This window comes from Citromicrobium bathyomarinum, assembly GCA_001306305.2.
In the GTDB taxonomy this organism is placed as follows: domain Bacteria; phylum Pseudomonadota; class Alphaproteobacteria; order Sphingomonadales; family Sphingomonadaceae; genus Alteriqipengyuania; species Alteriqipengyuania bathyomarina.
Map to the genome: position 1 here is coordinate 2,840,625 of CP155577.1, position 11,571 is coordinate 2,852,195.

14 protein-coding genes are annotated in these 11,571 nt (G+C 65.7%); 9 read left to right on the forward strand and 5 right to left on the reverse strand.

All coding sequences use genetic code 11. The features are described from left to right. Positions 1-107 precede the first annotated feature (107 nt). Entirely contained in the window at positions 108-590 is a 483-nt protein-coding gene (gene smpB, locus VO57_014130; protein XBL69254.1) for an SsrA-binding protein SmpB, read from the reverse strand. Positions 591-705: 115 nt separating this feature from the next. Here smpB and VO57_014135 point away from each other — a divergent pair, with 115 nt between their 5' ends. Next, positions 706-1,776, forward strand: a complete 1,071-nt coding sequence (locus VO57_014135; protein ID XBL69255.1) for a succinylglutamate desuccinylase/aspartoacylase family protein — start codon at positions 706-708, stop codon at positions 1,774-1,776. A 6-nt stretch (positions 1,777-1,782) separates the two neighbouring features. Here the strand turns inward: VO57_014135 and VO57_014140 are convergent, their stop codons facing one another. From VO57_014140 to dapA, 3 genes are read right to left on the reverse strand one after another with little or no spacing between them, the layout of a single operon-like run. Beyond that, positions 1,783-2,202, reverse strand: coding sequence for a hypothetical protein (locus VO57_014140; protein ID XBL69256.1), 420 nt, complete (start codon positions 2,200-2,202; stop codon positions 1,783-1,785). Beyond that, positions 2,199-2,426: a hypothetical protein gene (locus VO57_014145; protein XBL69257.1), complete on the reverse strand. Its 228-nt coding sequence runs from the start codon at positions 2,424-2,426 to the stop codon at positions 2,199-2,201. The genes VO57_014140 and VO57_014145 overlap by 4 nt, the downstream gene beginning before the upstream one ends. Beyond that, positions 2,426-3,307 (reverse strand): 4-hydroxy-tetrahydrodipicolinate synthase, encoded by an 882-nt coding sequence (dapA, locus tag VO57_014150; protein XBL69258.1) that lies wholly within the window; start codon positions 3,305-3,307, stop codon positions 2,426-2,428. Before dapA ends, VO57_014145 begins: the two co-directional genes overlap by 1 nt. Positions 3,308-3,419: 112 nt before the next feature. Between dapA and VO57_014155 the strand changes: the two genes are divergently transcribed. Genes VO57_014155 through VO57_014165 form a run of 3 tightly spaced genes read left to right on the forward strand, consistent with a single transcriptional unit; the run spans position 3,420 to position 6,365 of the window. Beyond that, positions 3,420-5,363, forward strand: coding sequence for a lytic transglycosylase domain-containing protein (locus VO57_014155; protein ID XBL69259.1), 1,944 nt, complete (start codon positions 3,420-3,422; stop codon positions 5,361-5,363). A 19-nt stretch (positions 5,364-5,382) separates the two neighbouring features. Further along, on the forward strand, positions 5,383-5,880 hold the full coding sequence (gene greB / locus VO57_014160; protein XBL69260.1) for a transcription elongation factor GreB: 498 nt from the start codon (positions 5,383-5,385) through the stop codon (positions 5,878-5,880). Next, positions 5,877-6,365, forward strand: a complete 489-nt coding sequence (locus VO57_014165; protein ID XBL69261.1) for an invasion associated locus B family protein — start codon at positions 5,877-5,879, stop codon at positions 6,363-6,365. The genes greB and VO57_014165 overlap by 4 nt, the downstream gene beginning before the upstream one ends. Positions 6,366-6,432: 67 nt before the next feature. On the opposite strand, the gene VO57_014170 is transcribed toward VO57_014165, so the two are convergent. After that, positions 6,433-7,101, reverse strand: a complete 669-nt coding sequence (locus VO57_014170) for an outer membrane beta-barrel protein (protein XBL69262.1) — start codon at positions 7,099-7,101, stop codon at positions 6,433-6,435. 228 nt (positions 7,102-7,329) lie between these two features. Between VO57_014170 and rlmN the strand changes: the two genes are divergently transcribed. The 5 genes from rlmN (at position 7,330) to VO57_014195 (ending at position 11,493) form a co-directional block, all read left to right on the forward strand. After that, positions 7,330-8,583, forward strand: coding sequence for a 23S rRNA (adenine(2503)-C(2))-methyltransferase RlmN (gene rlmN / locus VO57_014175; GenBank protein ID XBL69263.1), 1,254 nt, complete (start codon positions 7,330-7,332; stop codon positions 8,581-8,583). Further along, a complete protein-coding gene (locus VO57_014180) occupies positions 8,580-9,227 on the forward strand; it encodes an MOSC domain-containing protein (protein XBL69264.1) in 648 nt (215 codons plus the stop codon). Before rlmN ends, VO57_014180 begins: the two co-directional genes overlap by 4 nt. 80 nt (positions 9,228-9,307) lie before the next feature. After that, on the forward strand, positions 9,308-10,288 hold the full coding sequence (locus VO57_014185; protein XBL69265.1) for an acyl-CoA thioester hydrolase/BAAT C-terminal domain-containing protein: 981 nt from the start codon (positions 9,308-9,310) through the stop codon (positions 10,286-10,288). Continuing rightward, positions 10,285-10,893 carry a class I SAM-dependent methyltransferase gene (locus VO57_014190; GenBank protein ID XBL69266.1) on the forward strand — a complete coding sequence of 203 codons (609 nt, stop codon included), beginning with the start codon at positions 10,285-10,287 and terminating at the stop codon, positions 10,891-10,893. Before VO57_014185 ends, VO57_014190 begins: the two co-directional genes overlap by 4 nt. Before the next feature lie 159 nt (positions 10,894-11,052). Then, a complete protein-coding gene (locus VO57_014195; GenBank protein ID XBL69267.1) occupies positions 11,053-11,493 on the forward strand; it encodes a glycine zipper 2TM domain-containing protein in 441 nt (146 codons plus the stop codon). Positions 11,494-11,571: the final 78 nt, after the last annotated feature.

The window sequence follows — 11,571 nt, forward strand, 5'->3', positions numbered from 1 at the left end:
TTACCCCATAGTAGAGGCGCAGGAGCACTAGCCGAAACGGGGTGGCTGGTTCATTAATCATGCGCCCCGGATCGTCGCAAAATCCGCCCTTCCCGGCGCACCTGAAACTACCCCCGGTCGCGCAGGATCCGCGCCTTGTCGCGCTGCCAGTCGCGATCCTTGATGTAGTCGCGCTTGTCCTTGGTCTGGCGGCCCTTGGCCAGCGCCAGTTCGACCTTCGCCCGACCCTGCCCGTTGAAATACATCGAGAGGGGCACAAGCGTCATTCCCTTGCGCTCAACCGCACCTAGCAGCTTCTCGATCTCGCGTTCATGCAGCAGCAGCTTGCGCGGGCGCTTGGGCTCGTGGTTCAGGCGGTTGCCGTGGGTGTATTCGGGGATGTTGGCATTGATCAGCCACGCTTCCCCGTCGCGCACCTCGGCATAGGATTCGGCGATCGTCGCCTCGCCCGAGCGGAGCGATTTGACCTCGGTACCCTGCAGCGCGATCCCTGCCTCGAACTTTTCCTCGACCGCATAGTCGAACCGCGCGCGCCGGTTCTCGGCGACGGTCTTGCGCTTGTCGAAGGTAGGAGGTTTGGGACGTGCCATAAGGGCCCGCGATGTAGGGGCGCGCGGACAAAAGGGAAAGGGGCCCCGCAAGGAGTGGGGATGAAATCGCGCCTGCGCTTGCGCAGCGCGGCCGCAGCGTGGCTATTCCTGATCGATGCAATCCAGCGCGCCAGAGCCCTTCCGCATTCACGACCGCGCGATCGCGCCGGGCAGTTCCGAAATCCTGACCATCCCGGTCAGCCAGCAGGTCACCGGGCTCGACGCATCGCTCGCGCTGAAGGTGCTGCACGGCGCGAAGCCCGGCCCGGCGGTGTTCGTCAGCGCGGCGATCCACGGGGACGAGATCGTCGGGACCGCGATCATCCAGCGGCTGCTCGACCACCTGATGCCGGGCGCGATGGCGGGCACGCTGATCCTCGCGCCCGCGGTCAATATCTACGGTTTCGCCTCGCACAGCCGCTACCTGCCCGACCGGCGCGATCTCAACCGCAGCTTTCCGGGTTACGAGAACGGCAGCCTTGCCGCGCAGCTGGCGCATACCTTTCTGGAGCAGGTGATCGACCGCTGCACGCTGGGCATCGACCTGCACACCGCCGCAGTCCACCGGTACAACCTGCCGCAGATCCGCATCGCTTCGGGCAGCCCCTACCTCACCGAACTGGCGATGGCCTTCGCCCCGCCGATCATCATCGAAAGCCCGCTGCGCCCCGGATCGATGCGCGCGCTCGCGCATGATCGCGAAACGCCGATGCTGCTGCTGGAAGCGGGCGAGGCGCTGCGGTTCGACCGCTACGCGATCAATGTCGGGGTCAGCGGCGTGCTGCGCGTGCTGGCGCATATCGGGATGATCGAACTCGACGACGGGCTCGCGGCGGTCAAGGTCCCGACCCGCGCCAACCGCTCAAGCTGGGTGCGCGCGCCGCGCGGCGGGGTATCGCGCCGGGTGCGCAAGTCAGGCGACGTGGTACGGCAGGGCGACATGCTGGCGGTGGTCGGCGGCCTGTTCGGCGAGGACGCGCAGGAACTGGTCAGCCCGGTCGACGGCGTGATCATCGGCCACGCGACCCTGCCGGTGGTCAATCAGGGCGACGCGCTGTTCCATATCGCCGAGGTCGAGACGCTGGATGGCGTCGGTCACGGCGCACGCAGCATCGCCGATGCGCTGGCGGTCAGCGAACCGCCCCACCCGCCGACCACGCTGCTGGACGAGGACGAGGTGCTTTAGGTCCGCCTATTTCTCGTTGTGCAGATTGCGGCGTTTCCCGCGAATTTCCTGAGGCGCATCCGCAGCCGGCCCTTTCCAACACCAGGTATCTGGCAAGTCACAATAACCAGATTCGGCAATCGCGATCGTCTCAGGCCATGCTTCGGGCGTCTCTCCGCCCTCGTAGGTTACGACCAGAACAGGCGCAGGCTCCAGCCGCGTTAGCTGCGCCATCACGTCAGGCAATTCGGCTTTGCCCAGAGTCCTTCTGTCCAGAGCCAAACTTCCGTCCTGTGAGACGGACAGCTCTGTGAACGGAGCACTATGGATCAGCGTGTCCTGCTTCAGATTCCACACTTCTTCTACGGCTGTACGCTCCGGCTCGACGGAGCCACCACAATTCGCAAGCGCGGGCATTATGGTGAGGAGAAGCAGGGCGCGGATCACATGATATCCTTGGCAATCAGCAGCACACCACAGATGAGGGTCAGCCAGCCACTCCAACGGAAGAATCTCATGTCGCGCAACTGCGGATAGGCAGCAAGCGCGCGCCTTTCTTCGAAGAAACGATCCTCACCGATATGCATCCTCCGTCGCGCATCCATGGCTCGGCTGCGCGCCGTTATGATCGTAAACGCTCCCGCCAACACCAGAACGATACCGAAGGCCATCACACCAGCCCCGCGTGCTCCAGCGCCTTGTCGACCGCGCGGCGGGCGTGGTCGGAGCAGGCGACCAGCGGGAGGCGGACTTCGTCGGTCATCCAGCTTTGCGTGCGTGACAGCGCATACTTCACTGGCGCCGGGCTCGAATCCTCGAACATCGCGTAGTGCAGCGGGTAGAGCCGGTCGTTGAGTTCGCGCGCGCGGACCAGGTCATTGTCGGCGCAGGCCTTCTGGAACTCGGCGCACAGAGCGGGCGCGACGTTTGCGGTGACCGAGATGCAGCCCGAACCACCCGCCGCATTGAAGGGCAGCGCCAGTTCGTCATTGCCCGAAAGCTGGCAGAAATCGCGACTGATACCCATGCGGTGGTCGGCAACGCGCGACAGATCCTCGCTCGCATCCTTGATCGCCACGATCACCTCGGGGAATTTCTCCGCCAGCTCGCACACCGTTTCCGGCTGGAGATCGGTCACCGTGCGGCCCGGCACGTTGTAGAGCACGATAGGCAGGTCGCCATGTTCGGCGAGGTGGCTGAAATGCGCGATCAGCCCGGCCTGGCTCGGCTTGTTGTAATAAGGCGCGACGCACAGTCCGGCGGTCACCCCGGCCTTCTTCGCGAACTTGAGGTGCAGCAGCGCATTGTTGGTGTCGTTGCTGCCGCAACCCGCGATGATCGGCACGCGGCCCGCCGCCTGCTCGACGCACATCTCGATCACCCGGTGGTGTTCGGCATTGGACAGCGTCGAGGCTTCGCCGGTAGTCCCGCAGGGTACCAGCGCGGCGCTGCCCTGCTCGATCTGCCAGTCGACCAGCGTGCGGAATGCCGCCTCGTCGACCTTGCCGTCCCGAAATGGAGTGACGAGCGCGGGGATTGAGCCTGAGAACATTTGAGTCGCTCCTGCGTTGAGCTTATATGAGGGGCGAGAAACGGAGCTTTCATCGCCCCATCAATCCCTTCGTTCAGTGCCTGATAAGGAGCCAGCGGCCATAATGTCCAGCATGACCAGACTCCCCTTTTTGGCGCTTGCGCTAGTTTCCACCACCTCGATCGTCCCACCCGCCTACGCGCAGGATGCGTCGAGTTGGGATCGTGCTCGCGCAGACCTGATCGCGTCCGCCCCGTCGCAGATGGCGCAGGTCGTCGCGCGGTGGGACTATCTGATCGGTCAGGACAGCCTGCCCTTCACCGATTATGCGAGCTTCCTGCTCGCCTACCCCGACTTCCCGCAGGCCGACCGGCTGCGCGTACGGGCCGAAAACGCGCTGGATGAAAGCGTTGCCAGCCCGGAAAGTCTGGTTGCGTATTTCGACGCGCTGCCCCCGCTCACCAATGCGGGCAAGGCGCGCTACGCGCTCGCACTGTCCTCCGTCGGGCGGCCCGAAGCCGCCGCCATTGCCCGCGAGGCATGGCGCGGCGGCAGCATGAGCGCGACCAGCGAGCCCTACCTGCTGTCGATCTTCGGCAACCAGTTCTCGCCCGCAGACGACGACGCGCGAATGGACGCGCTGCTGTGGCAGAGCGCGCTGGAAGCCTCTCAGCGGCAGATCAACCGTGTCTCGCCCGCCAAGCGCGACATGTTCATGGCGCGGCTCGCGCTGATCCAGGGCTATTCGCCCGAAAGCCAGGGCCTGCCGGTTCCCCCCGATGCCACTCAGGATGCGGGCTACGTCTATAATCTGGCGAAGTATTACCGCGAAAACCGCCAGCTGCCGCAAGCGATCACGCTGCTCGCCAGCCGTCCCTCGTTCCAGCGCCCTGCCTTCGACCCAGAGGATTTCGTGGGCGAAGCGCTGCGCGTTGCGCGCGGTGCGGGCTCCGACCCGTCCGCGCAGATTGCCGCCAAGGTCGACGATCTTTTCGCGCCCGGCACCGATATCAGCCAGGAAGCCTATCGCCTGCGCGACGACTACACCTCGCTGATGTGGCTGGGCGGCACCAACGCCTACTGGAACCTCGGCCAGCCGGGCCGCGCGGCGCCGCTGTTCTACCGCTATGGCGCGGCGGCGCAGACCCCGCAGACCCGCTCCAAGGGGTTCTACTGGGCAGGCCTTGCCTCCGAACGTGCGGGCGACCGCAGCGAAGCCAACCGCTATTACGAAATGGCCGCGCGCTATGCAGACCGCTTCTACGGCCAGCTGGCGCTCGCCAAGCTGGGCCGCGAAGTCCCACCGCTCGGCGGGGACAGCGTCGCCCTGCCCACCGCGCAGCAGCGCGCCGAATTCGAGAACGCGGCGCTGACCAAAGCGGTGCGCGAAGTGGCCCGCGGCGCTCCGTGGCGCACCGGGATCCAGTTCTACCAGGCGATTTCGGATCAGGCCGATACGCCCGAGGAACACGCGCTGGTCGCCGAACTGGCGCGCGAGACGGGCCGCCGCGATCTGGCGGTCAACGTCGCCGAAGCCGCTGCGGCAGACGGCCATCGCGGCTTCGTCAGCCAGGGCTTCCCCACCGTCACCCCGCCGGGTGGCGCGAACTGGACGATGGTTCACGCGATCGCGCGGCAGGAAAGCCAGTTCGCCGCCAATGCGATCAGCCACGCCGGTGCGCGCGGCCTGATGCAGCTGATGCCGGGCACCGCGCGCGAACAGGCGGGCAAGCTGGGCCTTGGCTATGATCGCGAAAACCTGATCGCCGTGCCGAGCTACAACATGCAGCTGGGCGATGGCTATTTTGCCCGCATGATGAGCTATTATGGCGGGTCCTACCCGCTCGCCATCGCGGCCTATAATGCGGGCCCGGGCAACGTGAACAAGTGGCTGCGCGCCAATGGCGACCCGCGCGATGGCGGGATCGACTGGGTCACCTGGATCGAGCGAATCCCGATCTACGAGACCAAGAACTACGTTCAGCGCGTGATCGAGAATGCCGCCGTTTACGAGCAGCTCAACCCCGACCGCGCGCAGTTCGGCAAGCCCAGAATGGCGGGTGACTTCCTGCGCTGAGCCGCGCTAGGCTGGGGGCATGAAAGGCGACAATCCGATCACTCCCGCGGGCTATTCCGCGATGAAGGCGCGTTACGACCACCTGCTGGGCACCGCCCGGCCCGAAATCGTGGAGACCGTCAGCTGGGCGGCGGGCAATGGCGACCGCTCCGAAAACGGCGACTATCTCTATGGCCGCAAGAAGATGCGCGAGATCGACCGCGAACTGGCGCACCTCGCCCGCCGGATGAAGTCCGCCCGGGTGATCGACCCGGCCGACCAGCCCAACCGGGACCGGGTCTTCTTCGGTGCGACCGTGACCCTGGTGGACGAGGACGACCGCGAGAAAGTGCTCACCCTGGTCGGCAACGACGAGGCGGAGGCGAGCGAGGGCCGGATCGGCTGGGGCTCGCCCATGGCACGCGCGCTGCGCGGCGCAGAGGTCGGCGATTTGCGGATGGTCAAAGGCCCCACGGGCCTGCGCGAATGGGAGGTTCTCAAGATCTCCTATCCCGAACGCAAGGGCGCAGCGGCGTGAAGCGCACCGCGATCCTGCTGGGGGCACTGGCCACGCTGGCGAGCCCCGCTCTGGCCCGCTCCTCGCTCGGCGTGTTCGACGACTGGGGCGCGTTCCGCGATCCGCGCCTGCCGCGCTGCTATGCGATCTCCAAGGCGGAGCTCAGCCGGGGCGCGCGCGAGTTCGAACCTTACGCGACGATCGGCACTTGGCCCAACCGCAAGGTCCGCAATCAGGTGCATGTGCGGCTGTCGCGCCGTCTGGCAAGCAATCCCTCGGTCACCCTGCGGGTCGGCGGCGATAGCTATCGACTGACCGCCGGGGAGGCGGATGCCTGGGCTGAGGACAAGCGGATGGACGCGGCCATCGTCGCCGCAATGCGGTCGGGGACCCGGATGAGCGTGTCCGCCACCGATCGCGGCGGCAACCGCTTCACCGATCGCTACAGCCTGTCGGGCGTCGCCACCGCGATCGACGCGGCAACCATCGCCTGCGCACGCGACTAGCAGCCGACGCAAAAAGGGCGCGGCCCGCGAAGGCCACGCCCTTTCCGTTTGCTAGCGACCGATACGCTTAGAAGCGCACGCCCAGGCCGACGGTGACCTGATGACGGTCGGTGTCGACGTCGAACTGGTCGGTATCCGGCAGGGTGCCGTTAAAGTCGACATTCGCGTCGGAGTAGTTCGAATAGCGGTATTCGATGTTGGTGAACATGTTCTTCCCGAACGCATATTCGAGGCCGCCACCCACGCGGTAGCCGTCGAGATCGTAGTCGGTGTCGAACTCGGTCGTGCCGTCATTGCTGCGCACGTTGAGCTTGGCGTTGGTGTAACCGCCCTTGGCGTAAAACATCATGTTCGGGTTGGCCTTCACACCGATGCGGGCGCCGACATAGACGTCGCGACCGGCGGAGACATTGCCGAAGCCGAAGCCTTCGAAGTCGCCGTTCTCATAGTCGGTGTCTGCGGTCGAACCGGTCAGTTCGGCTTCCGGACCAATCACGATGTTGCCGAGATCGACGTCGTACCCGATCGTGGCACCGTAGATCACGCCTTCGGCCGACTGGTCGTTATTGTCGTTGCCATCGTCGTCGACGCTGCTGCCGGCGGTGATCTGGTCGTAACCGGTCGTGCCCTGGATACGGAAGCCGGAGAACGGCGAATCCGGATCCACCTGCGCGGCGGCAGGAGAGGCGAGCGCAGCCAGGGAACCCGTGGCGAGAATAGCAAATGCGATTTTCATTTCAGATACTTCCTTCTTTGTCATGCCGTCTGCGATGCGGCACACAGCAAGGAAATGGTTCTTCGCCTGCGAAGTTTCATGAATGTCACACAACAAGAAACTGTGGCATTCCGGTAACATTCGTTCGCCCAGCTGACGGTTTCGCACGATCAATGGCAGGAACCGGACGACGGCATATACGTGCGCCGCTGGAATTTCGCCGCAGAAGCGATTATGTGCGGCTCTCCCATGGCCAATACAGACCTCATGCCCACCCCCGGAGCGTTCGATCCGGTGCCCACCCCGCGCGATATTACGCCTCGGGCAGACGGGCGCGTCGACCTTATCGGCCTGCCCAAGGCGCGCATTCGCGAGCTTTTCGAGGCCGCCGGGCTCGACGCCAAGGCCGCCAAGCTGCGCTCCAAGCAGGTGTTCCACTGGCTCTATCACCGCGGTGTGACCGAGTTCGAGGCGATGACCGACATCGCCAAGACCATGCGCCCGTGGCTGACGGAACGCTTCGTGATTGGGCGGCCCGAGGTGGTCGAGGCGCACCACTCGACCGACGGAACCCGCAAGTGGGTGCTGCGCACCGCCGACGGGAACGATTTCGAGATGGTCTTCATCCCCGACGCGGATCGGGGAACCCTGTGCATCTCCAGCCAGGTCGGCTGCACGCTCAACTGCCGCTTCTGCCACACCGGAACCATGCGGCTGGTGCGCAACCTGACGCCGGGCGAGATCGTCGGCCAAGTTATGCTCGCGCGCGACAGCCTTGGCGAATGGCCCAAGGGTTCGATGGCCGGGCTGGATGAAGTCGAGGACAGCGCCGAATATACGTCCGACGGACGCCTGCTGACCAACATCGTGCTGATGGGCATGGGCGAGCCGCTGTATAATTTCGACAATGTCCGCGACGCGATGAAGCTGGTTATGGACGGTGACGGGCTCGCCCTGTCGAAGCGCCGGATCACGCTCTCGACCAGCGGCGTGGTCCCGATGATGGAACGCTGCGGCGAGGAGATCGGCGTCAATCTCGCGGTTTCGCTCCACGCTGTGCGCAAGGACATCCGCGACGAGATCGTTCCGCTCAACAAGAAGTACGGCATCGAGGAACTGCTGCAGGCCTGCGCCGACTATCCCGGCGCCTCCAACGCGCGCCGGATCACCTTCGAGTACATCATGCTCAAGGACAAGAACGACAGCGACGAGGATGCGCGCGAGCTTGTCCGCCTGCTCAAGCAGTATGATCTGCCTGCCAAGGTGAACCTGATCCCGTTCAACCCGTGGCCCGGCAGCGACTACGAAACCTCCCTCCCCGAACGCATCCGCGCCTTTTCGGACATCGTCTTCGAAGGCGGGATCAGCGCGCCTGTTCGCACCCCGCGCGGGCGTGACATCGGCGCCGCCTGTGGCCAGCTGAAGACCGCGGCCGAGAAGAAGAGCCGCGCCCAGCGCGATCGCGAAGCGGCGGAAGCCGCCGAGGAAAAAAGCGCCGCGTGAACCTGACCGTCGAAGCGATCTGCGCCGGACGCGCAGCCCTGCTCCCCGGCGATAAACGCAGTGCCATCGCCAAATCGCCACTCGACGGCCCGGTAGAAATCGGGCCGCGCGGTGTGGCGGGCGACGAGCAGGTCGACCGCAAGCACCACGGTTTCCCGGCGATGGCTGTCCATCTCTACCCGGCCGACCACTACGCTTGGCTTGAGCAGCAATTCGACGCTCCATCCGCGCTGGCCGGGCCGGGCAGCATGGGCGAAAACCTGTTCGTTCACGAGGTCGACGAAACCGCAGTCTGCATCGGCGACCGGTTCCGCCTCGGCACCGCGATCATCGAGGTTTCCCAGCCGCGCCAGCCATGCGCCACGATCGAACGTCATCTGGGCCGCAAGGGCATCGTCAAGGCGATCGTCCAAAGCGGGCGCTGCGGCATGTTCTTTCGGGTGATCGAGCCCGGCCTCGCCCAGGCGGGAGACTCGCTGGACCCGTTAGAACAAGGGGCAGCCGACTGGACCGTGCGGCGCGCCTTTCACCTCGTCTATGCGGGCGGCAAGCCGGATCGCGGCGAGCTGGAAGAGCTGGCCAGCCTGCCCCGCGTATCGGACCGGCTGGTCCACGACATTCGCCGCAAGCATCCGGCCACCTGATCGACGCGATCGACTCTGTGCCTCTTGAAACAATCGCTTAGAGGTGTAACGCTCCACTAACACACCAAGGGAGGTTATGCTTGCGCTCATTTCTGACAATTCTTGCCGCGTTCGGCCTCGGGCTCTCCACCAGTGCCGCGGCCGATCCCGGCCCGCCGGTCGCCCCGACCGAAATCATGGTCGGCGAAGAACTGCCCTATGCCTATTTTGCCACGCCGGAGGGCGAAGGCCCCTTCCCAGTCATCATCGTACTCGGCGGGAGCGAAGGGGGCGACATGGGCTCGCGCAGCTCGGCCCCACGCTTCATCGAACAGGGCTATGCCGTGCTGGGCCTGCCCTACTACTCGCCCGGCTATCTTCCCCCTGCACGACAGCTGCCCGACCTGCCCGAAGCGTTCGACTCCATTCCGCTCGAAAAGCTGGCGATCGCGCGCGACTGGCTGCGCGCGCGTGATGACGTGAAGGCCGATGCCATTGGTCTTTACGGCGTATCAAAGGGTGCGGAATTCGTGCTTGCAGGGGCCAGCCGGATCGACGGATTCGCCGCCGTGGTTGCGATCGTGCCCAGCGACGTGATCTGGGAAGGCTGGGGTCCGGGCGCTAAGCCGGGTGAGGTCAGCAGCTTCTCATGGGCGGGCGAACCGCTTCCCTTCGTGCCCTATCTCGGCATGGAAGAGGAATTCGCGAAATACGCGATCCCCGGCGCGGTCGTCCGCCTGCGCACCCCGCAGGATGCGGGACGCCGTGCCAATCCCGACCGGGTGCCCGCCGCGCGCATTCGCGTGGAAGAAATCGACGAGCCCGTGCTGGTCGCGGGCGGCGATGCCGACAACACCTGGAATTCGGGCGGGATGGCGCAGAATATTGCCGAGCGACGTGCCGAGGCGGGCGGGCTGGAGACGGTCGCGATGATCTATCCGGGCGCAGGCCACGCGCTGTCTGGCACCGGCGTCCAGCGGACCGAGGGCGAGTTCCGTTACGACGAAGCCACGCTCGCCGCGCAGCAGGAAATCTGGCCCGCGACGCTCGCCTTCCTCGCCGAGCATCTCAAAGGCGAATGAGCTTCGATCAGGCCACGATCGACTATTACGCGCGGGCCGCGCCGCACTACACCGCCAGCACCGCGCAGGACCGGCACCGGCACCTCGACCCCTTCCTGAATCTTCTGGAGGCGGGTGCATCGGTGCTGGAACTGGGCTGTGGCTGCGGCGCGGACGCGGCCCACATGCACAAGCGCGGGTTCCGGGTCGACGCGACAGACGGGACGGCGGCGATGGCACGCAAGGCGCGGGAACGCTTCGACATCGGCGCGCGCGTCATGCGGTTCGATGAGCTTGACGCTTGCCAGAGCTATGATGCCGTGTGGGCCCATGCATCCCTGCTGCACGCGCCACGCGGTGCACTGCCCGACATCCTCGGACGCATTCACCGCGCGCTGAAGCCCGCAGGGTGGCATTTCGCCAACTTCAAGCTGGGCGACGATGCCCACCCGGACGAGGGTCGCGATTTGCTGGGCCGGTGGACCAACCTCCCCAGCCCTGCGTGGCTCGAGCAGACCTATGCCCACGCAGGTTTCGCGGTCGAGGAGGCCGAACGCTATCGCGGCAAGGCTTGCGACGGCACCCAGCGCGACTGGTACGCGCTGACCGTCCGCAAGATCGACTGACGGGAAGTCGGTTCGGCGCACCGAGCATGGTTAATTTATCGCGGACTTCGCACGGCTCGTCCGCAAATCGCCAAGCCAACGCATCGTTCATCTGAGGTTGGGGAGCCGGGGCGCTGCTTCGGAATTGGTTGGGACAGAACAATTCGAAGGAGTGACCCGATGAAGATCCCCATGATGGCAATCGCCGCTTCAGCCCTCGCCCTGCCAGCTGCCCCCGCGCTGGCCGCAGAGCTTCCCGTCGAGAGCCGCACCAGCACCATTGCGGCCTCGCCCTTCTCCGCCACGCCCGCCAGCGCGCACCAGTATCAGCGCCGCGACTATCGCGATCGGCGCGAGTACCGGCGCGGCTACCGCGATGCGCGGCGCGAGGCGCGCCACGAACGGCGTCTCGATCGCGGTGACCGCGTCTGGCGCGGGCAGGACGGCCGCTACCGCTGCCGCCGCAGCGACGGGTCGACCGGTCTGGTGATCGGCGCGGGCGTGGGTGCGCTCGCCGGGTCGCAGATCGCCGCCGATTCGACGCTTGGCGCGATTATCGGAGCGATCGGCGGCGGCCTGCTCGGCCGCGAAATCGACCGCGGCGATCTGCGCTGCCGCTGAGGCGATCATCGCCCAAAATGCTGGGGCCGCACACCACGCCGGTGTGCGGCCCTTTGTAATATGCGCCCAAACCGATAT